This is a genomic window from Streptococcus mitis (assembly GCF_946190275.1).
Lineage (GTDB): Bacteria > Bacillota > Bacilli > Lactobacillales > Streptococcaceae > Streptococcus > Streptococcus mitis_DC.
This window is the reverse complement of the sequence record NZ_CAMHZQ010000004.1, coordinates 86,185-112,286: the sequence shown is the minus strand read 5'-3', so window position 1 is coordinate 112,286 and position 26,102 is coordinate 86,185. Positions and strand designations below refer to the sequence as shown.

The window sequence follows — 26,102 nt, the reverse complement described above, 5'->3', positions numbered from 1 at the left end:
TTTAAATTTATTTCAGAGTATATATGTTTTTTCCTAATCTTCTATTACTATTAGACAGAAAACACAACAAGACCTCCACTATATCGAAGAGGCCTTGGATCAGCTAGGTTCTTTAGTAAAAGACTAGAAGATTTTCTTCTCCCAGCCATCTTCTGTACGGTGGCGGTAGAAAAACTCTGACTTGTCAGGAGCTTCCATCATCTCCATCAAAGGTAGCATATCATAGGCCAGATCCAAGTTTGGAATCTGGTCTTTTTGAATCCAAGAAACTTCTCCTTCATCTGAAGAGCGAAGGGTACCAGAGAACTCAGTTGCCTTATAACAAAAGACAATATAGCGCCCACCTGTATCTAGTGGCCAATTTTTAATGCCGACAAGTTGAGGATTTTGGATAGTCAACCCTGTTTCTTCATAGATTTCACGAATGACAGACTCTGCGAAAGATTCGCCATTTTCTACATGACCTCCAGGAAAGGCATAACCAGACCAGCGATTGGTTTCAGGAGAGCGATACTGCACAACCACTCGCTGAGTTTCGAGGTCTTCAATCAGACAAATATTTGTTAAAATCGTTAATTGGGAACGGGACATAAATTTACTCGCTTTCTAATTTATTAAATTTTCAGACTTGGTACCAGAGATTCTAGCTTCTACTTTTTAAAATTATTTAGAATAAAATACCATTCGTTTTTCTTTATAGGCTTTCCAAGTTCAAGTATTTTTTCTTGGCCATCAAAAGTAAAACCCATTTTTTAATAGAAAGCAATGGCTCGCTTATTATCTTTCAATACCCATAAGAAAATTTCAGAAAAATGATTAAGAGCAGTCAAAGCTGCTCTAACTAACTTTTGTGCGATACCTTTTCCATAATAATCTTTTAAAACATATAAAGCAATAATTTCACCAGCTTGAATAGTCTCATCACGAAAGTTTCCATAACTGATAAAACCAACTACCTTCACGCCATCCATCGCAATCAATGTATATTCTGAATACTTTTTACTAAAGAATAGACACCTTTCTAATGTCATTGTCTCCTGAAATTCTGCAGGCAAAAGGTCATCATAAGCCTCTCTCCACGTTTGCCAGTGAACGAAGGATTTACCTTCTATCTCTTCAGGAGTTTCCATTGATTTGATAATAACCGTCATTTATTTTCTTCTCCTTAATCCAACGCCTTGACTTCCTTTGCTACTTTTTGTAGAAATTTTTGTCTTGTTGAACTTGTATTTACTTCACGGCCTAACTCTCCTAAGATTGAAACCCTCTTTGTTTTTATGCCACAGTGATTCAATACAGCATTCTTTAATACTGATATTCCATAACTGTCTGGAATGTTAATCGGACCTGAAAATACTTTGTACCACCAAGTTGGTGCCATAGAAGTTGCATAGATACTAGCTGTTTTTCCTTTTAGTAACTTTTTGAACTGTTTCCCTCTCAAGTAGTTCAAAATAAAGCTTCCTCGATTATTTGCAGAGTATGCAATGCCTGGCGTAAAAACACGATCAATCCACCCCTTCAATAGACTAGGCATACTACTCCACCAAATAGGATAAACAAAAATGAAATGATCTGCCCACTGAATTAATTCTTGAGAGCGTAGAATAAACGGATCGTCCTCCATCCTTTGTCGATAACCATAACGTAAAACAGGATCAAACTCTTCCTCATTAAGATTAATCATTTCAAGTTCATGTCTATTTGAGTCTATGTTTTCTACAATCGTTTGAAAAATTGCTTGGCAGTAGCTTTCTTTATCAGGATGTCCATTAATAACTAAAATATTCATAAAATTCCCCTAATCCAACGCCTTGACTTCCAGCATCATATCACGTATCTGAGCTGCTAGTTCAAAGTCAAGCACCTCAACGGCTTCCTGCATTTGTTTTTCTAGTTTCTTGACAAGTTCTTTGCGCTCTTGTTTGTTGAGGCTATTAATATCGACTTCCTTGTCCTCTTCCTTAGCAACTGCCTTGGTCACAGCAATCAGGTCACGGATTTCTTTCTTGATGGTTTGTGGAACGATACCATGCTCTTCATTATAAGCCATCTGGATTTTCCGACGACGGGCCGTTTCATCAATGGCACGTTGCATAGACTGAGTCATGGTATCAGCGTACATAATGACATGTCCTTCGCTATTACGGGCAGCGCGGCCAATGGTCTGGATGAGTCCACGTTCGTTACGAAGGAAGCCTTCCTTGTCAGCATCGAGAATGGCAACTAAGCTTACTTCAGGAACATCAATCCCTTCACGGAGGAGATTGATTCCGACCAAGACGTCAAAGACTCCTAAGCGCAGGTCACGGATAATCTCCGTACGTTCCAAAGTCTTGATATCCGAGTGCATGTACTTGACCTTGATACCCATTTCCTTAAAGTAGTCGGTTAAGTCTTCTGCCATTTTCTTAGTCAAAGTGGTGATAAAGGTCCGTTCGTTCTTTTCAACACGGGCATTGATTTCACCCAAGAGGTCATCAATCTGTCCCATAGTCGGACGGACCTCCACCTCAGGATCCAAAAGACCTGTCGGACGAATGATTTGCTCAATCACTGTCTCGGTCTGTTCATTTTCATAGTCACCAGGTGTCGCTGAAACGTAGACAATCTGGTGCACATGACTTTCAAACTCTTCACGACGGAGAGGACGATTGTCCAGAGCAGACGGCAAACGGAAACCATAATTAACCAGCATTTCCTTACGCGAACGGTCTCCATTGTACATGCCCTTGATTTGTCCCATAGTCATGTGACTCTCGTCAATCATAATCAAAAAATCATCTGGGAAGAAGTCGAGAAGCGTATAAGGAGGCTCACCTTCGCTACGACCATCCATGTGGCGTGAATAGTTTTCAACCCCGTTGGTATAGCCCATCTCACGCAACATCTCAATATCATACTCTGTCCGCTGTTTCAAACGCTGGGCTTCAAGCAGTTTGCCTTCCTTCTCAAAGATAGCTAGTTGCTCTTCTAATTCTGCTTGAATCTTGGCAATAGCATCCTCCATATGATCGTCATTGGTCACAAAGTGAGTCGCAGGGAAAATCGCCAAATGATCCACTTCTCCCAGTACCTGACCTGTCAGAGCCTCAACCTCACGAATACGGTCAATTTCGTCTCCAAAAAATTCTACTCGAAAGGCATGCTCATCACGAGAGGCTGGGAAAATCTCCACTACATCCCCACGAACGCGAAATCTTCCGCGTTGGAAATCAATATCATTTCGCTCAAACTGGATGTCAACTAAGTCATTCAAGAGTTTATCACGAGAAATTTCAAGACCTGGACGGAGACTAACAACACTATCAGCGTATTCCTTAGGCGAACCCAAACCATAGATACAAGAGACTGAGGCCACGACAATAACATCATTACGCTCCAAAAGAGACGAAGTCGCTGAGTGACGAAGTTTGTCAATCTCATCATTGACAGAACTATCCTTCTCAATGTAAGTATCACTAGAAGGTACATAGGCTTCTGGCTGGTAATAATCATAGTAAGACACAAAGTACTCAACTGCATTTTCAGGGAAAAATTCCTTAAACTCCCCATAAAGCTGGCCTGCTAGAGTTTTATTGTGGGCAATAACCAGAGTTGGTTTATTGACTTTGGAAATGACCTGACTCATAGTATAGGTCTTCCCTGTTCCAGTCGCCCCCATCAGAATCTGAGCTTTTTCTCCACCCTCGATATTATCTACCAACTGCTCGATAGCTTGGGGTTGATCTCCTGATGGTTGATATTTTGATACTAGTTTAAATTGATTATCTGTAATGCGGTTAATCATAAGAATCCTCTCTCCATGTGTTATTCCTATTTTAGCATACTTGTAGCATTTTCACGAAGAAAAGGACGGACCGAAGTCACATCCTTTCATTTTCTTTCTTTAATTGGTAAGCGAGATAGACAATCAGCAGTAGCAAGACCAGACTTGTCATAATGGAACCTTCTATGCCAAAAGAACCACCTGATAGCCAATCTTGATTTCCTTGTGGTAAAAAGCTCATCAGAGACGTTCCGGATGGTTGACCACTAACTAAAATCCCAAAGAGATTGCCCTGAGCAAAATTCCAAGCCCCATGAATACCTGCTACACCCCAAACTGTATCTGTTTTGAGGAGGTAAAGTGACATGGCAACTCCGAATAAGAAGAGATTCACTAGAGATAGTGGTGTTAGACCAGAATTTCCCACATGAAGCAGGGTAAAGAACAGGCTCGATATAAGAACAGCTAGTTTTAGATTGGTTCTTGAAGCCAATTGAGGAAGGAGCCAAGTACGCGACACTACTTCTTCTGCTGTCCCCTGTAAAATCCAAAATGGGATAGTAAAGACAACAAAGGTAAGCGAATAAGGATTCAAGTGAATGGATTCCAAACGATATTGCCCTAATGCTACTAAACCTAACAAGGTCAGAAGAAAAAGTGCCAGACCTAGCCCAAATCCTTTAAGAAGATTGCTTAGGAAATTCTCTCTATAAAATCCCAAGGTTTGAATAGGCCTTTTCTCAACTTTTCTAGTCCATCTGAACACAGTGTTGAGAATAAAACCAAAGGCCAGCAATTCTAAAATTAAACGAAAATCACCTGTTTTATCCATCAAGCTCTGCTGCAAGGTCTGCAAGTAGGTTGCAAGATTTTGACCAGCCTCTCCAAAATTTCTAGCTAGTCCGATGAGAGCTAACAAACTAATACCATACAGAGTATAAGCCACAAACTCTCCTATGAAGACAAAAGCAAAGGCTAACAAGGGGCTTGTGTAAATGTTTAAACTCATTTTAGAAGTTTCAAAGTCTTTTAAGATTCTTTTTGCTTTCATATTCCTGTCCTCTTTTCTTCTATTTATACCATTATAGCACTTTATAGTGGCAATTCAAGAAAGAAAAGAAACAACTCATGTTATATTTTCTAACACAAAAATATAAAAATTTGCCTTTTTTTACTTTTTCTGATATAATGGGAAAATATTCGGAAAAGGAGACTAAAAATGAAGAAAAAATTTCTAGCATTTTTGCTAATTTTATTCCCAATTTTCTCATTAGGTATTGCCAAAGCAGAGACGATTAAGATTGTTTCTGACACCGCCTATGCACCTTTTGAGTTTAAAGATTCAGATCAAACTTATAAAGGAATTGATGTTGACATTATCAACAAAGTCGCTGAAATTAAAGGATGGAATATTCAGATGTCCTATCCTGGATTTGACGCAGCGGTCAATGCGGTTCAAGCTGGTCAAGCTGACGCTATCATGGCAGGAATGACAAAGACTAAAGAACGTGAAAAAGTCTTTACCATGTCTGATACTTACTATGATACAAAAGTTGTCATTGCAACTACAAAGGCACACAAGATTAGCAAGTACGACCAATTGTCTGGTAAAACTGTTGGTGTTAAAAATGGAACAGCCGCTCAACGTTTCCTAGAAACGATTAAAGATAAATACGGCTTTACTATTAAAACATTTGACACTAGTGATTTGATGAACAACAGCTTAAGTGCTGGTGCTATTGATGCTATGATGGATGATAAACCGGTTATCGAGTATGCCATCAACCAAGGTCAAGACCTCCATATTGAAATGGATGGTGAGGCTGTAGGTAGCTTTGCTTTCGGTGTTAAAAAAGGAAGCAAATACGAGCACCTAGTTACTGAATTTAACCAAGCCTTGGCTGAAATGAAAAAAGATGGTAGTCTTGATAAAATCATCAAGAAATGGACTGCTTCATCATCTTCAGCAGTGCCAACTACAACTACTCTTGCAGGCTTAAAAGCTATTCCTGTTAAGGCTAAATACATCATTGCCAGCGATTCTTCTTTTGCACCTTTTGTTTTCCAAAATTCAAGCAACCAATTTACTGGTATTGATATGGAATTGATTAAGGCCATCGCTAAAGACCAAGGTTTTGAAATTGAAATTACCAATCCTGGTTTCGATGCTGCTATTAGCGCAGTTCAAGCTGGTCAAGCTGATGGTATCATTGCTGGTATGTCAGTCACAGATGCTCGTAAGGCAACTTTTGACTTCTCAGAATCATACTACACTGCCAATACTATCCTTGGTGTCAAAGAATCAAGTAGCATTGCTTCTTATGAAGATTTAAAAGGGAAGACAGTCGGTGTTAAAAATGGAACTGCTTCTCAAACCTTCCTAACTGAAAACCAAAGTAAATACGGCTACAAAATCAAAACCTTCGCTGATGGTTCATCAATGTATGACAGTTTAAATACTGGTGCCATTGATGCCGTTATGGATGATGAACCTGTTCTCAAATATTCTATCAGCCAAGGTCAAAAATTGAAAACACCAATCGCTGGAACTCCAATCGGAGAAACAGCCTTTGCCGTTAAAAAAGGCACAAATCCAGAATTGATTGAAATGTTCAATAACGGACTTGCAAACCTTAAAGCAAACGGTGAATTCCAAAAGATTCTTGACAAATACCTAGCTAGTGAATCTTCATCTGCTTCAACAAGCACGGTTGATGAAACAACTATCTGGGGCTTGCTTCAAAACAACTACAAACAACTCCTTAGCGGTCTTGGTATCACTCTTGCTCTAGCTCTTATCTCATTTGCTATTGCCATTGTCATCGGGATTATCTTCGGTATGTTTAGCGTTAGCCCATACAAATCTCTTCGTGTGATCTCTGAGATTTTCGTTGACGTTATCCGTGGTATTCCATTGATGATTCTTGCAGCCTTTATCTTCTGGGGAATTCCAAACTTTATCGAGTCTATCACAGGCCAACAAAGTCCAATTAACGACTTTGTAGCTGGTACCATTGCCCTATCGCTCAATGCAGCCGCTTATATCGCTGAAATCGTTCGTGGTGGTATTCAGGCCGTTCCAGTTGGACAAATGGAAGCCAGCCGAAGCTTGGGTATCTCTTATGGAAAAACCATGCGTAAGATTATCTTGCCACAAGCAACTAAATTGATGTTGCCAAACTTTGTTAACCAATTCGTTATCGCACTTAAAGATACAACAATCGTATCTGCTATCGGTTTGGTTGAACTCTTCCAAACTGGTAAGATTATCATTGCCCGTAACTACCAAAGTTTCAAGATGTATGCAATCCTTGCTATCTTCTATCTTGTAATTATCACACTTTTGACTAAACTAGCGAAACGCTTAGAAAAGAGGATTCGTTAATGGCAAAATTAAAAATTGATGTAAATGATTTACACAAAAGCTACGGAAAAAATGAAGTTTTAAAAGGAATTACAACTAAGTTCTATGAAGGAGATGTTGTTTGTATCATCGGTCCTTCAGGTTCTGGTAAATCAACCTTCCTTCGTAGCCTTAATCTTCTAGAAGAAGTTACGAGCGGTCACATCACTGTGAACGGTTATGACTTAACTGAAAAAACAACCAATGTTGACCACGTCCGTGAAAATATCGGAATGGTGTTCCAACATTTCAATCTCTTCCCACACATGTCTGTTTTAGACAACATCACCTTTGCTCCTATTGAACACAAGTTGATGACTAAGGAAGAAGCTGAGAAATTGGGAATGGAGTTGCTTGAAAAGGTTGGACTAGCAGATAAAGCTAATGCTAACCCAGATAGCCTATCAGGTGGTCAAAAACAACGTGTGGCCATCGCTCGTGGACTAGCAATGAATCCAGACATCATGCTATTTGATGAACCAACTTCAGCCCTTGACCCTGAGATGGTTGGAGACGTACTGAACGTTATGAAGGAATTGGCTGAGCAAGGCATGACCATGATTATCGTAACCCATGAGATGGGATTTGCTCGTCAGGTTGCTAACCGTGTTATCTTTACTGCAGATGGCGAGTTCCTAGAAGATGGAACACCTGACCAAATCTTTGATAACCCGCAACACCCACGTCTGAAAGATTTCTTGGACAAGGTCTTAAACGTCTAAACTCAAACTGTAAGGATTTCCTTGCAGTTTTTTTCTATCTCGTATTGGATTTTTTGATTTTTCGGAAAATTATGTTAGAATTAAGTTTATGAAATGAGATTTCCTCATACCTAGCAAGACTAGGAATAAAAATAGAAATTAGGTAGCTAGATGTCATCTAAGGTTATTGTTACAATTTTCGGTGCGAGTGGAGACCTGGCTAAACGCAAGCTCTACCCTTCCCTATTTAGACTATATAAATCCGGCAATCTTTCCGAGCACTTTGCTGTCATTGGAACTGCCCGTCGTCCTTGGAGCAAGGAATATTTTGAATCTGTAGTAGTTGAATCTATCCTTGATTTGGCAGATAGTACCGAACAGGCTCAGGAATTCGCTAGTCACTTCTACTATCAAAGCCATGATGTCAATGATACAGAACACTACATTGCTTTGCGTCAATTGCAGGCTGAACTAAATGACAAGTACCAAGCTGGACACAACAAGCTCTTCTTCTTGTCTATGGCTCCTCAATTCTTTGGAACTATTGCTAAGCACCTCAAGTCTGAAAACATTGTAGATGGTAAAGGTTTTGAGCGTTTAATCGTTGAGAAGCCATTTGGTACAGATTACGCAACTGCAAGCAAGTTGAATGACGAACTCCTAGCAACATTTAACGAAGAACAAATTTTCCGTATTGACCATTATCTTGGTAAGGAAATGATTCAAAGTATCTTTGCAGTTCGCTTTGCAAACCTGATTTTTGAGAACGTTTGGAATAAAGACTTTATAGACAATGTTCAAATTACCTTTGCAGAGCGCTTGGGTGTAGAAGAACGTGGTGGCTACTATGACCAATCTGGTGCCCTCCGCGACATGGTACAAAATCATACTTTGCAACTTCTATCCCTACTTGCTATGGATAAGCCAGCAAGCTTCACAAAGGACGAGATTCGTGCTGAAAAGATTAAGGTCTTTAAAAACCTCTATCATCCAACTGATGAAGAGCTTAAAGAACACTTTATCCGTGGTCAATACCGTTCAGGTAAGATTGATGGCATGAAATACATCTCTTATCGTAGCGAGCCAAATGTAAATCCAGAATCTACAACTGAAACCTTTGCATCTGGTGCCTTCTTTGTAGACAGTGATCGCTTCCGTGGTGTTCCATTCTTCTTCCGTACTGGTAAACGTTTGACTGAGAAAGGAACTCATGTCAACATCGTCTTTAAACAAATGGACTCTATCTTTGGAGAACCACTTGCTCCAAATATTTTGACCATCTATATCCAACCAACAGAAGGCTTCTCTCTTAGCCTAAATGGGAAGCAAGTAGGAGAAGAATTCAACTTGGCTCCTAACTCACTTGATTATCGTACAGATGCGACCGCAACTGGTGCTTCTCCAGAACCATACGAGAAATTGATTTATGATGTTCTAAATAACAACTCAACTAACTTTAGCCACTGGGATGAGGTTGGTGCATCATGGAAATTGATTGACCGTATCGAAGAACTATGGGCTGAAAATGGTGCCCCACTTCATGACTATAAAGCTGGAAGCATGGGACCTAAAGCCAGCTTTGACTTACTTGAAAAATTCGGTGCCAAATGGACTTGGCAACCAGATATCGCCTATCGTCAAGATGGTCGTTTAGAATAAAAAAATTTCCTGCAAGTTTGTGCCTTGCAGGATTTTTGCTTTTGATTAGATTAAGCCTTCCAAGAGACCTTTCATAAAGTTTTCTGAGTTAAACTCTCCAATATCATCGATTTTTTCACCAAAACCAATCAATTTTACAGGAATATTGAGTTCTTCTCGGATGGCTAGAACAACACCACCTCGAGCAGTTCCATCAATCTTAGTCAAGACAATTCCTGTTAAAGGAGTGATTTTCGAAAATTCTTTGGCCTGTACAAGAGCGTTTTGACCTGTTGATGCATCAAGTGCTAAGAAGGTTTCATGCGGTGCTTCTGGCACAACACGTTTGATGATGCGACCAATCTTTTCCAACTCAGCCATAAGGTTATCCTTATTTTGCAGACGACCAGCGGTATCAATCATGAGAATATCGATACCTTCAGCCACGGCACGTTCCATACCATCAAAAACCACACTGGCTGGGTCAGCTTTTTCAGGTCCAGTTACTACTGGAACATCCACACGACGGCCCCATTCAGCTAGCTGTGCTACTGCTCCTGCACGGAAGGTATCTGCTGCAACCAGCATGACCTTCTTACCAGCTTGTTTGTAGCGGTGGGCTAGTTTTCCGATGGAAGTTGTTTTCCCAACACCATTAACCCCGACAAAGAGCATGACTGTCAATCCATCTTGGAAGTGAATGCTTTCATCATAGTTGCCATCCTTTTCATAAAGCTCAACCAATTTCTCAATGATGACGCGGCGAAGGGCGTCAGGTTTCTTGGCGTTTTCAAGCTTGGCTTCGTAGCGTAGCTCCTCAGTTAAGTTAGAAGCGACTTGGACACCAACATCACTCATGATAAGTAGTTCTTCCAACTCCTCGAAAAATTCTTCGTCAACAGAACGGAAGTTGGCAAAAAAGGCGTTCAAGCGAGCACCGAATCCTGTACGAGTTTTCTTGAGACTGCGGTCATATTTTTCCTGAACAGTTTCTTCTGCTTGAGGAGTTTCTGGTTCAAGAACTTCAGAAGTATTTTCTTCTACAGTCTCTAAGAGCTCAGTATTCTCTTCCTCTGAAACTTCTTGTGAGTTTGGAAATTCTTCGGCTTCTTCTTGAGGAACTTCTACAACTGGCTCTAAATTGTTATTTTCTTCAACTGTGTCTTGATTTTCCTCTTCTTGGAGCAGATCTTCTTCAGAACTTTCAACCTCTGCATCTTCTTGAGGAACTTTCTCAGCTTCTGTAAGGGCAGGCTCAGTAGCTTCAGACAAATCAAGATTTTCCAGAGCTTCTTTTACAACTTCTTCGATTTTAGGTTCTTCTTTTTTTCCGAATAGACGGTCAAACAATCCCATATCTTAGTTCTCCTTTAGCACATATTCTTCGATAACCCAGGCGACAGCTTCCTCATCATTGGTCATAGGAGTTACCACATTTGCGACTGCCTTAACTTCAGGAACAGCATTTTGCATGGCAACACCGAGCCCTGCCCATTCAATCATAGAGAGGTCATTAGCCTCGTCACCACAAGCCATAACTTGGCTTTGGTCGATTCCAAGATGGCTGATTAGTTTTGCCAAGCCTGTTGCTTTATGAACATTCTTTGGTGACCACTCTAGCAACATTTCACGTGATTTAAAGATTTCATATTGGTCAAACAATTCTGGAGAAATCTTCTGAATGGCTGCATCCAAGGGTTCTTGAGCAAAGGCAGTCACGCACTTATTGTAAGTCATCTGACTAGATAAGTCTTCAAAGTCCACTGGAACAAAGGTCAATGCTGGATTGAATTTGGCATAAAGACTTTCTTGGTCGGATTGAATTTGATAAACAGTTCCTTCTGAGATAGCATCAAGAGGCAGTGATAATTTCTCTGTTTCCTCATACAAGCGTGCCACATCATCATATGAAAAGACTGTTTTATCAAGGATTTCACCTGTATTTTTCTGAACCAAACCACCATTAAAAGTAATCGTATACTCATCTTCATGGCCGTCAGTCCCTAGCTCATGGAGAAAGAAATCCATAGCTTTTAAGGGACGACCAGTTGTCAATACGACCTTGATACCACGATCACGCGCAGCTTTCAAGGTTGCCTTGGTACGATCCGTCAGCCTTTTATCAGTAGTCAGCAAGGTCCCGTCCAAGTCCAATGCGATCAATTTTATATCTGCCATTATAAGCCCTCCATATAAGCTATAACCGACTGGTCCTTATGGTGACCAATCACAGTCTCTGCCAATTCTAAAATTTCTGGTCGTGCATTTTCAGGAGCTACAGGATGTCCCACAACCTGCATCATATGCAAGTCATTAAGATTGTCTCCAAAAGCCATAACCTGATCCATTGTGATACCAAGTTTTTTAGCTAATTCAACAATGGCCACACCCTTATCGACATAGTCCAGAACAATATCAATGGATTCAAAGCCTGTTGTCATGGCCTTAACACCAGGAACATGTTCATTGACCCAAGCTTCCCCAGCTTCCAGCGTTTCTTCTGTGAAGTTGGTTGTAAATTTGAAAATGTCATCTGTAATATCTTCCAGACTCGCTACTTTTTGGATATTTTCATTATAGTGCTGACTCACTTTTAAATAGGTCTCATCAACCGTATCTAGAACATAAGCTCCCTTTTTTCCCGTCAAGAGCAGTTTATTGATATCTACATAAGGTGACGTTTTCAGCTTTTCAAAAGTTGATAGATAAAAGTCACGAGACATAGTCGCTTCATACAAGTCCTGACCTTGATACTCTACTAAACTGCCATTTTCCGCGATGAAAATAATGTCATCACGAACATCAGCAAATAATTTTTCTAGAGACAGAAATCCGCGCCCTGAAGCTACTGCAAAGTAAATCCCTTTTTCCTTGTAGGAAACCAAGAGAGACTTGAGGCGATCCATATCAAAGCGCCCATTCCCATCTAGGAAGGTTCCATCCATATCTGTTGCTACTAGTTTAATTGTCATCCTTCAATACTTTCTAAATCTTTTAACTTCACCGAAACAATTTTTGAGACACCTGATTCTTGCATGGTAACACCATAGATAGAATCCGCTGCAGCCATGGTTCCCTTGCGGTGGGTTACGACGATAAACTGACTATCCTTGTCAAATCGATTGAGGTAATCCCCAAAACGTTTAACATTGGCTTCATCCAGCGCAGCTTCCACCTCATCCAAGATGACAAATGGAATGGTCTTGACACGAATAATGGAGAAAAGCAAGGCAAGAGCCGATAAAGCTTTTTCACCACCACTCATCAGATTAAGGGACTGGATTTTCTTACCTGGAGGTTGAACAGAAATCTCAACCCCAGCTGTCAGCAGGTCTCCTTCAGTCAAAATCAGATCTGCTTGACCTCCACCAAACATCTGCTTGAAGGTCACTTTAAAGGACTCACGAATGGCTTCAAAGGTTGATTTAAAGCGTTCCTTGACCTCATCATTCATCTCTGTGATAGTCTCTAGGAGCAGATTTTTCGCTGACAAAATATCATCTCGCTGACTATTTAGAAAGTCCAGACGGTTGTGCACTTCTTCGTACTGTTCAATAGCTTCCAAATTGACAGGACCCAGTGAGCGAATAGCCTTCTCCAAATCCTGCACCTCTTGCTCTGCCAGATTGAGATTTTCCAACTCATGAGACTTTTCTAAAGCTTCTGTATAGCTAATCTGATACTGGTCTGTTAATTGGCTTTGTAAATGGCGTAAGCGCTCGCTGACCTTTTCTTTCTTAGCTTCAGCACGTGTTTGCTTGCGAATCCACTCTTCATTCTGCTGACGTGCCTGGTCCAAATGACTGGAAATATCATCCAGCTGTCCTTCAATATCATCTAATTCAAACTGCTTGCGAATCAAACCTTGTTGAAGATTTGTTTTTTTCATTTTAGCTTCTTCGGCCTGCTGACTGAGCAAATCCGTATCAACTTTCTCAAGATTGTCAACCTTTTCTTGAAGAAGGCGCTGAATTTCCTCTTGTTCAATATCCAGATTATCCAATTCCTTGCCTAGACGGTCAATGTCAGCCACTTCATAACGTTTTTGCCCTTGCAGTTCTGTCTTAAGCAGACGAGCTTGCGCTAGCTCTTCCTGCAAGTTTTGATAGCGTTCTTGAATGGCATTTTTGTTAGACTTAATCTCTTCAATCTCAGCTTCCAGATTTTGCTTGTCACTGGCGATTGTAGCAAGACGCTCTTGGCATTTTTCCTTATCTGCTTGCCAATCTCCATCAGAAAGACGATTTAATTCCTCTTCTTGAAGTTTCCAAAGAGTTTCTAGCTCTTCAACTTGCTGACTGGTCTGCTGATAAGCGAGGGACAAGCCTTGCTCCTGAATACGTGCCTGCTCCCCCTGAGATTTGATGGCTTCTAATGATTCGGTCAATCTAGCCATCTGGTCTTGTAAGGTCTTCAAACTCGCTTCTTCAGAACGCAAGCTTACTTCTTCTTCAGCAATTTCTTTTTGTAATTGCTCCAGTTCTGGCTTGATGAAAATGCTGTTATTCTGGCGATTGGCACCACCCGCATAAGAACCACCTGTGCGCAACTCTGTACCGTCCAATGTCACCATACGAACCTGATAACGAACCTGTCGAGCAGCTTCACGCGCATGCTCTACGGTATCAAAGATAGCCGTCGTAGCTAGCAAGTTCTTGAAAATAGCTTCCAGTCTAGTATCGAATGTCACCAACTCATCTGCCATACCCAGAAATCCTGGACTTGTAGCGATAGCATCTTGATTCTGACTAGAAATCGTACGAGCCTTGATAGTCGTCAATGGAAGAAAGGTCGCACGACCTACTCTGTTTCGTTTGAGGAAATCAATAGCTTTGGTTGCCGCCTCTTCATCTTCTACGATGATATGCTGACTACTGGCTCCGAGCGCGATTTCCAGCGCAATTTGATAATGCACATCAAAGGTCAGATGCTCACTGACTGCACCAATAATCCCACCAAGGCGATTTTTTTCTTGGAGAACACTCTTAACACCTGCATAAAAGTTACTATGATTTCTCAGGATATTTTCCAAACTCTGAGCTTTGGCCTGCTTGTTTTTGAGACTATCCAGACGGTCAAAAAGTTGACTTTGTTGAGCTTGATAGGAAGTTTTCTGCTCTTCTTGTTCCTTGGCAATAGCTTGGTAGTCAGCCAATAATTTCTGAACCTGCTCCTTGGCAGTTTCAAGCTCCGCCTTTTGCTGCCTAGCCTTCTCTTTAGCTGTAGCCAGTTGTTCTTTGAGCTTTTCTAATTGATCTGCTTGTTTTTGAGAAAGCTGACGACTATTTTCCAACTCATTCTCGATACGGGTCAACTGGTTTGAGACATCGGCTTCTTCTTGTAAAAGAGCTACAAAGCGTTCACGCAAGAGCTCAATCATCTGATCAGGATCATCTGAAAAAGCCAGCAACTCAGCCTCTAAACGATTGAGTTTTTGATTATTTTGGACTAGATTTTCCTCTAAGAGAGCTAAAGAGCTTTCCTTATCAGATTTTTCTTTGCTGAGTGAATTTCTCTTATCCTCCAAAGAGGCCAAACGGGCTTGTGCTTCCTGTTGATTGAGAGCTACTTGCTCAGATTCCAGTTTCGATAGGGCTAATTTTCTCTCTAAATCACTAATCAGACTGGTCAAGTCCATCAAACTGCCTTGATCTTTGGCCATTTCAGCCTGTAAATCTTGGCGTTGCTTCTTGAGATTCTGATTTTCCTCTTCTAATTTTTCACGCTTCTGGTAATAGCTCGTCAAGAGTTCCTGAACCTGCGCCAACTCTTCTTCTGTCGACTCTAGTTCAGCCTTATTTTCCTTGATTTGAGCAACAAGGACATCCAAGTAAATAGCCTTGCGTTGACCTTCCAAATCTAAAAACTTACGGGCATTCTCAGCTTGCTTCTCAAGAGGTTTGATTTGATTATCCAATTCGTAGATAATGTCTTCAAGGCGGTCTAAATTATCCTGAGTTTGTTGTAGTTTACTCTCTGTCTCTTTTCTACGAGTCTTGTATTTCAAAACTCCTGCAGCTTCTTCAAAAATGGCTCGGCGTTCTTCAGGCTTGGAGTTAAAAATTTCCTCAACCTTCCCTTGGGAAATAATGGAGAAGGAATCTCGTCCCAATCCAGTATCCAAGAAAAGGTCATGAATATCACGCAGACGGACTTTCTTGCCGTCAATCTTATATTCGCTATCTCCACTACGATAGATATGGCGTTCTACCCTAATTTCTTGCCCTACATCCTTGATAAATCCGTCATGATTATCCAGAGTCACAACTACAGAAGCATAATTGAGCGGTTTCCGACTCTCAGTTCCAGCAAAAATGACATCCGGCATCTTGCCCCCACGGAGACTCTTAACACTTGACTCCCCCAAGGCCCAACGCAGACTTTCTGTAATATTAGACTTCCCAGAGCCATTGGGTCCAACAACTGCCGTCACACCTTGGTCAAAGACGACCTTAGTCTTATCAGCAAAAGACTTGAATCCCTGAATTTCGATTTCCTTTAAATACATGAATCCAGCCCTTTCTCAACGGCATTTTTGGCAGCTTCCTGCTCTGCTAGTTTCTTAGAACGACCTTGACCTTGACCAATGCTCTTACCTTCGACAAGAACTTCTACATCAAAGACCTTATCGTGGGCAGGACCCGTTTCAGAAATCACCTGATAACGAATAGCCACATCGCCATTGACCTGAAGTAACTCTTGGAGATGGGTTTTGTAGTCTGTAATCATCTCAAATTCGCCTGCTTCAACCTTCGGAATCATGACTTGATAGATAAATGCCTTAACCTTGGCCACATCCTTGTCCAAAAGAAGGGCACCAAGAAAGGCTTCGAAGGCATCACCAAGAATGGTATCACGATTGCGTCCACCAGACTTTTCTTCCCCTTTACCAAGTTTGATAAACTGATCAAACTGGCAATCACGCGCAAAACCAGCCAAACTCTCCTCACGGACAATCATGGCACGGAGTTTAGACAAGTCACCCTCAGGCTTTTTAGGATATTTTTTATACAGATATTCTGAAATCAATAACTGTAGAACAGCGTCTCCTAAAAATTCCAAGCGTTCATTGTGTGAAATTTTTAAGAGGCGGTGCTCATTGGCATAACTCGTATGAGTAAAGGCAGTCTCCAGTAAATTTTTGTCTGCAAATTCGATTGCAAAATGGTTCTTTAGTACAGTTTGTAATTCTTTCATACCAACCTCTTTCTAACTGATAACAGTCCTTTTTATTATATCAAAAAAAGCACCCTGAGTCACTTTAAAACGGGACTGGAGGGGATTTGGGCATGCTTTAGAATGATGTTTTCAGTTTTCTGGGCAAATTTGGGGCGGTATAAAGCAAAAAAGCCCTATTAAAGGCTTTCTTAGGATGTTTACATCCACCCTGAGGGAATCGAACCCCCATCTCAAGAACCGGAATCTTACGTGATATCCATTACACTAAGGGTGGAAACTTGTTTTATTATAACAAAAAATTGCTTTAATAACAAGTTTTTTTCCGGAATGAAAGTCTTCCCTTAGTGGGAAGCATCCCCATTCCAAATAGAGTTTTTGACAATCACATAATCCACGTGCTTGAGGTCAGCTACCTCACGTCCACCTGCATACGAAATAGCACTTTGAAGGTCTTGTTCCATCTCAGTTAAAGTGTCTTGTAAATGACCTTTGGCAGGAAGCAAGATTCGTTTGCCCTCCACGTTTTTGTATGCACCTTTTTGATATTGTGAAGCTGAACCATAGTACTCTTTGAACTGTTCACCATCAACTTCAATCGTTTTCCCTGGACTTTCGATGTGTCCTGCAAAGAGGGAACCAACCATAACCATGCTGGCACCAAAACGGATAGACTTGGCAATATCACCGTGAGTACGGATCCCACCATCAGCAATAATCGGTTTACGTGCAGCCTTAGCACACCAGCGTAGAGCAGCCAACTGCCAACCACCTGTACCAAAACCAGTCTTGACCTTGGTGATACAAACCTTACCAGGACCGATTCCGACTTTAGTAGCATCCGCACCAGCATTTTCCAATTCACGCACAGCTTCTGGTGTTCCCACGTTACCAGCAATGACAAAAGTATCTGGCAATTCTTTCTTGATGTGTTGAATCATAGAAATCACGCTATCCGCATGACCATGAGCAATGTCAATCGTGATGTATTCTGGAGCATCAGCCTTGAGCTGGCTAACAAAATCATACTCATAGTCCTTAACACCGACAGAGATAGAAGCAATAAGCCCTTGCTCATGCATACGCTTAATAAAAGGAATACGTCCTGCCTCATCAAAACGGTGCATAATGTAGAAGTAACCACCTTTAGCCAGTTGCTCTGCTACATTTTCATCCAAAATCGTCTGCATATTAGCTGGCACAACAGGTAGTTTAAAGGTGTGATTTCCTAGAGTGACACTTGTATTCGCTTCTGCACGGCTTTTAATCACACATTTATTTGGAATCAATTGAATATCTTCGTAATCGAAAATTGGAAATTCATTTAACATATCGATGTCTCGTTTCTTTTGTAATGACCTACCTATGCTCTCGCATCACTACGCCTTTTCCGACGTTTCCTTAATTAATTATAAACCAAAGTACAGTTTTTGTCAAATAATTTTATAAATTAAAATATATCGTTCGGATTTTTCTTACAAAAATAGAAAAAAGAGGAGAGATTATTTTCTCCCCACTTCTTCTACATTCTAATAATACTCGCCCTGACGATAGTCCCATGAGTTAAAGGTGTCTGACAGGTGCATCATGATTTTATCAATATCAAGCCCTTTACGGATCACAACTGGGGCTGGTGAAGTTGAACGTGCTCCTCCTTGTTCTGGGATGAGTTTGCCGTCTTTATCGACCATAGAGACCATCACACCTTGCTCGTAGCGAGTTTCAATCGTTTTGTCAGGCTGGATTGATGCCACGTAGTCGTCTGCCTCGATAACAAGGTCAACTGCCCCTTCGATGCGTTCTCCGATACCTTCTACCTTACCACGATTTCCTTTTCCAGATGGGTTTGCAGATGAGGCATAGACCATCTTGCCTTCTTCCCAAAGTTTGGCAGCTAATTGTTCACCAGCTTTCCCAAATTTGATAACAAAACAGCTAGTACCACGCACGTCAGTCATCAGTTCTTCACGGCCATCACCGTATGCTTTGAGTTTTTCAAAGGCTTCTGGTTTCCAAGGAAGGATACAACCAAGAAGAATATCTTCGTCCCAATGTTTTTGGTAGAAGGCTTCAATTTCTGGGTTGAGTTGTGCTAAAGCGCGAAGCTCATCCATGCTACCACAGAGAACAACGCCTGGTTTGTTACGGTTACGCTCTTTGGCTGCGAACTTGCGTTCAAGTCCTGCCTTGTCGCTAGTCATGATAATGTAACCAACTTTAGTAGGGCAAACGATACATCCGCCGTCACCTTTTAAAATATCATAGCCTTCTTGTGAAAGTGTTCCGTTCCATTGAATGTGTTTTGTCATAATTCTATTTCCTTTTCTATTTTTTCTAATCCTGCCAGTAGGCTGGTCGTTGTTTTTCATAAGCAGCAATCAAGTCTTCATACTGCAAAGTAATACCGATATCATCCAAACCATTTAAGAGCTTGTGTTTCCATTCGCTATCGATTTCGAAAGTGAATTCTCCAACTGGTGAGATGATTTTCTGTTGTTCCAAGTCCACAGTTACCTGATCGGTTGGTTTAAGCTGGGCCAGCTTTTCTCTAACCTCTCTGGGCTGAACAATAGGCAACATACCATTATTGAGTTCATTATTGTAATGAATGTCACCGAAAGATCCTGCAATCACGACCTTAAAACCGTAGTCTGCTAGTGCCCAAGCTGCGTGTTCTCTCGAAGAACCTGCCCCAAAGTTATCCCCTGAGATAAGGATACTGGCTTTACGATATTCAGGTCGATTAAAGACAAAATCTGGATCCTCAGTGTAGTTATCGTCCAGATAACGCCAAGCATACATGAGGTACTTACCAAAGCCTTTCTTATCAATTAACTTGAGAAACTGCTTGGGTAGGATTTGGTCGGTGTCGATGTTATCATTCATGAGAGGAACGGTCGTTCCTGTATAAACTGTAAATTTCTCCATATCCTCTCCTTACTGAGCTTCTGGCATTTGTCGAACATCTACAAAGCGCCCTGCAATAGCTGCCGCAGCTGCCATGGCTGGACTGCAGAGGTGGGTCTTAGCACCAAAGCCCTGTCTGTCTTCAAAATTGCGGTTGCTGGTTGAAGCGCAGTGGACACCATCAGGAACCTTGTCCGGATTCATCCCTAGGCACATTGAGCAACCTGGATCTCTCCACTCAAAGCCAGCATCTATGAAAACCTTATCCAAACCCAACTTCTCAGCAGCTCGTTTGACAGGACGAGAGCCCGGAACCACGATAGCCGTTAAGTTAGGTGCTATTTTCTTCCCTTCGACAAATCGCGCAGCCAGTTGCAAGTCGCTGAGACGAGCATTTGTACAAGAACCGATAAAGATATAGCCTAGTTCAATATCCGCTGGCTTTTGACCAGGCTCCAAGTTCATGTAATTATAAGCGCGCTCATCATTCATATCCTTAATTTCTGGGAAACTGCTGTCAAAGTCAACCCCCATAGCAGGATTGGTTCCCCAAGTTACCATGGGAGCCAAGTCTGAGACATCCATCTGGATAACCTTATCGTAAACGGCATCCTCATCACTGACAATTGTTTTCCAATCCGCCACAGCCTCTTCGAAATTCTCTGGAACACATTCCCGTCCCTTGAGATAGTCATAGGTGGTTTGATCTGGATTCATGATTCCCATCTTAGAGCCAAACTCGATGGACATATTGCAGATGGTCATTCGCTCTTCCATGCTCAGTGCATCAATCGCTTGCCCACGATATTCCACCACATAGCCAACACCACAGGCAACGCCGTACTTGGCAATCAAGGCGAGAATATAATCCTTAGAATAAACTCCTTTTTGAGGAACACCAGTGAATTCCACCAGCATTCTCTTGGGTTTGACCTGCCAGAGGGTCTGTGTAGCAAAGACATGCTCGACCTCACTGGTCCCAATTCCAAAGGCGATTGCTCCGAATGCTCCGTGGGTTGCCGTATGGCTGTCTCCACAGACGATGAATTTCCCTGGTTGGGTTCGTCCTGTTTCTGGACCAACCATGTGAACGATCCCCTGCTTTTCAGAACCATGGGCTGCATGTTCAATCCCAAACTCCTCAACATTTTCAGCAAGCTTATCAATTTGCGCTTTAGAAATCACATCTCGAATATCGTAGATATTGACTGTCGGGACATTGTGGTCAAAGGTTCCAAATGTCAAGTCTGGTCGTCTCAATCTGCGCCCTGCATCTCGCAATCCTTGAAAAGCCTGAGGACTGGTCACTTCATGAATATAATGCTGGTCCACATACATGAGTTGGGGCTGCCCCTCTTCTCCTGTGATGACATGACGGTCCCATAATTTATCAAAAATCGATTTTCCTGCCATCCATTACCTCCAAATAAAATATAAGGCTACTAGTGTGGTTATCATCCCGAGAAACCAAACCGTCTTAAAGTACCATTTTCTAGTCTTGTGATGAAAGATGATTCCTGCTAACCAGGAACCAAAACCACCACAAGTAAAGGCTAAAATAAGTAAGATTTTCTCAGGGATGCGCCAAGCTTTTCTCCTTGCCTTTAATTTGTCAATGCCATAAATCAAGAAAATCATGACATTCCAAATCAAAAGGACTAGAGTAATTTTTTCGTCTAACTTCATAACCTTGCAATGATAGCTTCCATCATTTCCTTGGTCGAAGCCTGTCCACCTATATCTCTTGTTAAAACACCAGCTGCCAGACTTGCCTCAACAGCACGCTCGATACGTTCCGCATCCTTATAACGTCCAAAACTGTCTCTCAACATCATGGCAACTGATAAAATCATGGAAATAGGATTGGCAATTCCTTGACCTGCAATATCAGGCGCTGAACCGTGAATGGGCTCATAGAGACTTGGACCCTTTTCAGAGTGACTGGCTGATGGCATAACTCCAAGTGTGCCTGATAAAACGCTTGATTCATCAGATAGAATATCTCCGAAAAGATTCTCTGTCACGATGACATCGAACTTAGCAGGATTGGTAATCATAAGCATGGCAGCTGAGTCCACCAGCTGGTGTTCCAAGGTTACATCTGGAAAATCCTGTGCGACTTCCTCAGCTACTCTGCGCCAGAGTTTTGAGGTCGCTAGAACATTTTGCTTATCGATACTGGTAACGATTTTTCTGCGATTTCTTGCAATTTCAAAGGCCTTACGAATAATCCGTTCTACTTCCTCATAGCTATAGTCGTTGATATCACGCGCTTTGCGCTCTTCAAGGATATGATCTCCAAAGTAAATCCCACCAGTCAACTCACGAACCACCACAAAGTCTACACCAGCAATTCGTTCTGGTTTGAGTGGTGACAAATGCTTGAGACTATCAAAGATTTTTACTGGGCGAATATTGGCATAGAGATTGAGTTCCTTACGGAGAGCCAGCAGGCCTTGTTCAGGGCGAACCGCTGCTCCATCATACTGAGGACTACCGATAGCCGCTAGGAGAATGGCATCTGCTTCTCTACATGCCCTGAGGGTTTCATCAGGTAAGGGATGCCCTGCAGCATCAATACCTGCACCTCCGAAGGGTCGTCTGTCAATCTCATAGTCAAAATCTGTTTTTTCAGCTAGAGCCTCCAGAACCTCTAAACCGGCCTCCATGATTTCTGGACCGATTCCGTCCCCTGCTAGAGCTACTATTTTCTTTGTCATAGCCTTCTCCTTTACACACTAGGCATATCGCGGTAAGAAACGCTGCGTCCCATATCACCAGCATTCTCTTTTTGAACAAAGGTATTAGCATTGATATAGGCAATAGCCGAAGCCTTCAGCACATCGAAATCAAGCCCTGCTGCATTAAAGATGGTTTCTGTATCTCTGTTTTCAACAGTGACCAAAACCCGAGCTTGGGCATCAATTCCATCTGTCACCGCATCAATGGTATAGGACACCAAACGGACAGATTGGTTAAAGAACTTGTCGATAGCATTAAAGATTGCTTCAACAGAACCTTGCCCTGTCGCATTAAATTCGACTTTCTCACCATCCATATTGGCTAGGCTAACGAGTGCTTCAATGTCATTGTCTGCATGAGTTTGAAGTTGTAAATCATCAAAATGGAAACCTTCTGGGTTTTCAACCATAGTTCCAGCGACCAGAGCTCGAATATCTGCATCTGTGATTTCTTGCTTCTTATCTGCCAGAGCCTTGAACTTAGCAAAGAGTGGTTTGATATCTTCTTCTGTATAATCTAGAGCCAATTCTCTTAGTTTCTCAACAAAGGCATGGCGACCAGACAATTTACCAAGCGGAAGACTATTACTCTTAACTCCAACCAATTCAGGGGTAATAATTTCATAAGTAAGAGGATTTTTAAGGACTCCGTCTTGGTGAATACCAGACTCGTGAGAAAAGGCATTGCCACCAACCACAGCCTTGTTTTTAGGAACTGGAATACCAGAGAAGCGAGAAACCATTTCTGACGTATTCATTGTTTCATCCAAAACAATATCACTAGTTGCTTGGAAGAAATCCTCACGAATCTTCAAAGCAACAGCTACTTCTTCAAGAGCAACATTACCTGCGCGTTCACCGATACCATTAATAGTTCCCTGGACACGTCCAGCACCGTGTTTAATTGCTGTCAAAGTATTTGCAGTTGCCATACCGAGATCATCATGACAGTGGACACCAAAGACAACTTTATGATCTGATTTAATATTTTCAGTCAAGTGATCAAAGATGCGTGCAAACTCTTCTGGCGTGGTGAATCCAACCGTGTCAGGGATATTGATATAAGACGCACCAGCATCAACCGCTGTTTGAACGACTTGTAATAGGAAATCCAACTCTGTTCTGGTCGCATCCTCAGGAGAGAATTCGACTACTTCAAACTTAGAGCGGGCATAGGAAACATGTTCCTTAATAGCTGCCAAAATCTCTTCCTTGCTCTTATTAAGTTTATACTTACGATGAATCGGACTGGTAGCGATAAAGACATGAATCTGTGGATACTTGGCATCCTTAAGTGCCTCATAACAAGCATCAATATCAGATTTTACAGAACGAGCTAATCCTGTCACTGCTGTTTTTTTCATGGCTTTAGCAATTTCTTGAACGGCTATAAATGAATCTGGACTAGCAGCCGGAAAACCAGCTTCAATTACAGAAATTCCCCATTTCTCCAGCTGTCTTGCAATGGAAACTTTTTCCTTTATTGAGAAGTTAACACCAGGTGTTTGTTCCCCATCACGAAGACTTGTATCAAAAAATTCAACTTTACGCATAAGATTTCCCCTTTTCCAAATGTGGTTTTTAAAAAAACATCTCGCTTAGAAGTCCAAGCGAGATGTTGATTCACTCCCGCTTGGTAAGCCAAACAGGACTAATGCTTTTTGCACTAGCCCGAGTACCTCAACAACAAAGCAAATTGATTAAACTTAGCTGTTTTCATGTTTGACTTTCTCCTTCGTTTGATATCTTGTTTAGTATTTTAGCATAGACAAAACTACTTGTCAAGAAAAAATCCAATATTTTCTGAAAATTTCTTCAGTATAGAATATTTAGCTAATTGAAAGTTCTTGAAAATCCTTGAAATATTTCATTTTTTAGAGGTTAAGCTCCAACTTTTCTCTATCAATTCCAGTACCATTTCATCTGACAAAGTATCATCAAAAGCCACACTAATCCAGTAGCGTTTGTTCATATGAAAAGCTGGATAAATACCCTTTTGTGAAAGTAAGTCCGCTACTTGGTCATGTTTGAGATTAATTGCTTCGACTAGACCTTCTCTACCCTTTTCAAGTTTATCCCAAGAAATTTTCATCAAAACAGCATACCACTTTTGATTACCTTCATGTCTTAAAACTGCTGAATCAGGCGATTTCTCCCACAAATACTCCAACTGGTTTCCATACTTTTCCTGAACCTGAGCCATGATTCGCTTAGTCTGAGGACAAATAAAATCTTGCACATCAAAACAAGTCTTCCGAATTTGGTAAAGAATCTCCAAACAAGCCTCACGGACACTTGCAACAAAACTTCCTCTCATACTTTCCATATGCACTTGAGGATAGAGGTCGCCCGTTTCCTGATCAAAGACCTGAAAACTCACATTATCAGCAGTGATGGACACAGTCATGACAAAGTCACCCTGCAAAATCTGGCAACTATAGGTCCAGACTCCACCATTTTCTACAAAACCATAAGCATGAGCCTTTTCTTGATTCAATTGATAGAATTTAAAAATTTCAAACATAAGTGAAAACTGCTACCCAAAGCTAGCAGTTCCTTTCTATTTTTTAAAAGACAACCTTGGTTCCGTGCAATTGTGTCACGCCCAGTTGGTCAATAAAGGTTTGACGGTTGTCAAGGTCAATCCCCCCACCTGGTAGAATTTCAATTTTACCTTTAGCATGCTCCAAAATTCTGTGATAGTGAGCAAAACGTTTGTCTAGTGAATCGCCAGACACACCAGCGCGAGTTAGGATACGAGTGACACCGGCTTGGCTGAGCCAGTCAATAGCTTCTAACTGGTCTTCTTCGCTCAATTCATCAAAGGCCATGTGGAAGACAATTTCCATTCCTTTTGATGCAGCAATTAACTTTTCAAGATTAGGTTTATCCAACTTCTTCTCAGCAGTTAAGGCTCCAAATACAACTCCTTGACTTCCAGCCTGAGCAGTCAATCGAATGTCTTCTAACATGATTGCAATTTCCAGTTCATTATAGACAAAGTCGCCACCACGTGGACGAATCATGGTCATAATGGTTGTATCGTAGTTAGCTGCCAATTCAACCGCTGCCTTGGTTACTCCATAGCTTGGTGTTGTTCCTCCCACTGCTAGATTATCACAGAGTTCGATTCGACGAGCTCCAGCCTCCATCGCTTTTTCAAGCAAGGTCACATTTTCAGCACAAAATTCGTAAATCATTTGATTCTCCTTGAAGATTACTTTGAATTTATTATATCATATTGTGGTGAATATGCTTTCATTTTTATCAAGGGAAATAGTTACAAATTTTACTTATTCTTTGTCTGGAATGACCTTGAAGAGATAATAAGTGATAAAGATGGTCAAGGCTCCCAGACCGATTTTGACTGGTAAGAGAGGGGCAAAATAAATGGAAATTCCCATCAAGATATAGATAGATACGATGATTTTTTTCTTACGTTCACGCGCAATAGACTTAGTCTCTCGAAAATCAGCTACATATGCTTGATAGAGCTTGGTATGATAAAGCCAATTTTCGAAACGCTTGGAACTTCTTGAGAAACAAGCAATAGACAGTAAAAGAAAAGGTGTTGTAGGCAACAAGGGTAAAACAACCCCAACAATAGCCAAGGCCAGTGATAAAAAACCAATAATTAGATAAATAATACGCATAACTTCTCCTAGTTAATACTCTTCGAAAATCTCTTCAAACCGCATCAACGTCGCCTTGACGTAGGTATGGTTCCTGACTTCGTCAGTCTTATCTGCAACCTCAAAGCAGTGCTT

At 41.3% G+C, this 26,102-nt stretch carries 22 protein-coding genes, 1 tRNA gene and 2 pseudogenes; 4 read left to right on the top strand and 21 right to left on the bottom strand.

Annotated features, from left to right (window positions below):
- Nucleotides 1-49: 49 nt before the first annotated feature.
- Nucleotides 50-127, top strand: a pseudogene (locus N8M20_RS03860) (DNA-binding transcriptional regulator); the annotation flags it as partial.
- Here N8M20_RS03860 and N8M20_RS03855 read toward each other — a convergent pair.
- The 5 genes and pseudogenes from N8M20_RS03855 to N8M20_RS03835 form a co-directional block, all read right to left on the bottom strand.
- The gene (locus tag N8M20_RS03855; RefSeq protein WP_261079128.1) at nt 124-591 is read right to left on the bottom strand and encodes an 8-oxo-dGTP diphosphatase; all 468 of its coding nucleotides are present in this window, start codon (nt 589-591) and stop codon (nt 124-126) included. The pseudogene N8M20_RS03860 and the gene N8M20_RS03855 overlap by 4 nt on opposite strands.
- 72 nt (nt 592-663) lie before the next feature.
- Nucleotides 664-1,151: pseudogene (locus N8M20_RS03850) on the bottom strand (GNAT family N-acetyltransferase).
- Between the two features lie 14 nt (nt 1,152-1,165).
- Nucleotides 1,166-1,792: an NAD(P)H-dependent oxidoreductase gene (locus tag N8M20_RS03845; protein WP_261079127.1), complete on the bottom strand. Its 627-nt coding sequence runs from the start codon at nt 1,790-1,792 to the stop codon at nt 1,166-1,168.
- A 9-nt stretch (nt 1,793-1,801) separates the two neighbouring features.
- Complete coding sequence (gene uvrB, locus N8M20_RS03840; RefSeq protein WP_261079126.1) at nt 1,802-3,790, bottom strand: excinuclease ABC subunit UvrB; 1,989 nt, start codon at nt 3,788-3,790, stop codon at nt 1,802-1,804.
- Nucleotides 3,791-3,866: 76 nt separating this feature from the next.
- The gene (locus tag N8M20_RS03835; protein ID WP_261079125.1) at nt 3,867-4,820 is read right to left on the bottom strand and encodes a CPBP family intramembrane glutamic endopeptidase; all 954 of its coding nucleotides are present in this window, start codon (nt 4,818-4,820) and stop codon (nt 3,867-3,869) included.
- A gap of 168 nt (nt 4,821-4,988) precedes the next feature.
- Here N8M20_RS03835 and N8M20_RS03830 point away from each other — a divergent pair, with 168 nt between their 5' ends.
- The 3 genes from N8M20_RS03830 to zwf all read left to right on the top strand — a co-directional run bounded on the left by N8M20_RS03830 (nt 4,989) and on the right by zwf (nt 9,532).
- A complete protein-coding gene (locus N8M20_RS03830; RefSeq protein ID WP_261079124.1) occupies nt 4,989-7,154 on the top strand; it encodes an ABC transporter substrate-binding protein/permease in 2,166 nt (721 codons plus the stop codon).
- Nucleotides 7,154-7,894, top strand: a complete 741-nt coding sequence (locus tag N8M20_RS03825; protein WP_084887071.1) for an amino acid ABC transporter ATP-binding protein — start codon at nt 7,154-7,156, stop codon at nt 7,892-7,894. The genes N8M20_RS03830 and N8M20_RS03825 overlap by 1 nt, the downstream gene beginning before the upstream one ends.
- A gap of 150 nt (nt 7,895-8,044) precedes the next feature.
- Nucleotides 8,045-9,532, top strand: coding sequence for a glucose-6-phosphate dehydrogenase (gene zwf / locus N8M20_RS03820; RefSeq protein WP_261079123.1), 1,488 nt, complete (start codon nt 8,045-8,047; stop codon nt 9,530-9,532).
- Nucleotides 9,533-9,577: 45 nt separating this feature from the next.
- On the opposite strand, the gene ftsY is transcribed toward zwf, so the two are convergent.
- The 16 genes from ftsY to N8M20_RS03740 form a co-directional block, all read right to left on the bottom strand.
- A complete protein-coding gene (gene ftsY, locus N8M20_RS03815; RefSeq protein WP_261079122.1) occupies nt 9,578-10,867 on the bottom strand; it encodes a signal recognition particle-docking protein FtsY in 1,290 nt (429 codons plus the stop codon).
- Between the two features lie 3 nt (nt 10,868-10,870).
- Nucleotides 10,871-11,689 carry a Cof-type HAD-IIB family hydrolase gene (locus N8M20_RS03810; protein ID WP_033687075.1) on the bottom strand — a complete coding sequence of 273 codons (819 nt, stop codon included), beginning with the start codon at nt 11,687-11,689 and terminating at the stop codon, nt 10,871-10,873.
- Nucleotides 11,689-12,483 carry a Cof-type HAD-IIB family hydrolase gene (locus N8M20_RS03805; protein WP_261079121.1) on the bottom strand — a complete coding sequence of 265 codons (795 nt, stop codon included), beginning with the start codon at nt 12,481-12,483 and terminating at the stop codon, nt 11,689-11,691. Before N8M20_RS03805 ends, N8M20_RS03810 begins: the two co-directional genes overlap by 1 nt.
- A complete protein-coding gene (smc, locus tag N8M20_RS03800; protein ID WP_261079120.1) occupies nt 12,480-16,019 on the bottom strand; it encodes a chromosome segregation protein SMC in 3,540 nt (1,179 codons plus the stop codon). The genes N8M20_RS03805 and smc overlap by 4 nt, the downstream gene beginning before the upstream one ends.
- Nucleotides 16,010-16,708, bottom strand: a complete 699-nt coding sequence (gene rnc, locus N8M20_RS03795) for a ribonuclease III (protein ID WP_033677334.1) — start codon at nt 16,706-16,708, stop codon at nt 16,010-16,012. The genes smc and rnc overlap by 10 nt, the downstream gene beginning before the upstream one ends.
- A 184-nt stretch (nt 16,709-16,892) precedes the next feature.
- Nucleotides 16,893-16,964, bottom strand: a tRNA-Arg gene (locus tag N8M20_RS03790).
- 67 nt (nt 16,965-17,031) lie between these two features.
- Nucleotides 17,032-18,018: a GMP reductase gene (locus N8M20_RS03785; RefSeq protein ID WP_261079119.1), complete on the bottom strand. Its 987-nt coding sequence runs from the start codon at nt 18,016-18,018 to the stop codon at nt 17,032-17,034.
- 198 nt (nt 18,019-18,216) lie between these two features.
- Complete coding sequence (locus N8M20_RS03780) at nt 18,217-18,996, bottom strand: L-threonylcarbamoyladenylate synthase (protein WP_261079118.1); 780 nt, start codon at nt 18,994-18,996, stop codon at nt 18,217-18,219.
- 25 nt (nt 18,997-19,021) lie between these two features.
- Entirely contained in the window at nt 19,022-19,615 is a 594-nt protein-coding gene (gene leuD, locus N8M20_RS03775) for a 3-isopropylmalate dehydratase small subunit (protein WP_000410640.1), read from the bottom strand.
- Between the two features lie 9 nt (nt 19,616-19,624).
- The gene (leuC, locus tag N8M20_RS03770; RefSeq protein WP_261079117.1) at nt 19,625-21,007 is read right to left on the bottom strand and encodes a 3-isopropylmalate dehydratase large subunit; all 1,383 of its coding nucleotides are present in this window, start codon (nt 21,005-21,007) and stop codon (nt 19,625-19,627) included.
- A gap of 3 nt (nt 21,008-21,010) precedes the next feature.
- Nucleotides 21,011-21,280 carry a DUF1294 domain-containing protein gene (locus N8M20_RS03765; protein WP_261079116.1) on the bottom strand — a complete coding sequence of 90 codons (270 nt, stop codon included), beginning with the start codon at nt 21,278-21,280 and terminating at the stop codon, nt 21,011-21,013.
- Entirely contained in the window at nt 21,277-22,314 is a 1,038-nt protein-coding gene (gene leuB / locus N8M20_RS03760; protein ID WP_261079115.1) for a 3-isopropylmalate dehydrogenase, read from the bottom strand. The genes N8M20_RS03765 and leuB overlap by 4 nt, the downstream gene beginning before the upstream one ends.
- Nucleotides 22,315-22,325: 11 nt before the next feature.
- Nucleotides 22,326-23,888: a 2-isopropylmalate synthase gene (locus N8M20_RS03755; protein WP_261079114.1), complete on the bottom strand. Its 1,563-nt coding sequence runs from the start codon at nt 23,886-23,888 to the stop codon at nt 22,326-22,328.
- Between the two features lie 314 nt (nt 23,889-24,202).
- On the bottom strand, nt 24,203-24,859 hold the full coding sequence (locus N8M20_RS03750; protein ID WP_261079113.1) for an MmcQ/YjbR family DNA-binding protein: 657 nt from the start codon (nt 24,857-24,859) through the stop codon (nt 24,203-24,205).
- Between the two features lie 43 nt (nt 24,860-24,902).
- On the bottom strand, nt 24,903-25,535 hold the full coding sequence (locus N8M20_RS03745) for a copper homeostasis protein CutC (protein WP_261079112.1): 633 nt from the start codon (nt 25,533-25,535) through the stop codon (nt 24,903-24,905).
- Between the two features lie 93 nt (nt 25,536-25,628).
- Entirely contained in the window at nt 25,629-25,988 is a 360-nt protein-coding gene (locus N8M20_RS03740; RefSeq protein ID WP_261079111.1) for a YbaN family protein, read from the bottom strand.
- Between the last annotated feature and the right edge of the window lie 114 nt (nt 25,989-26,102).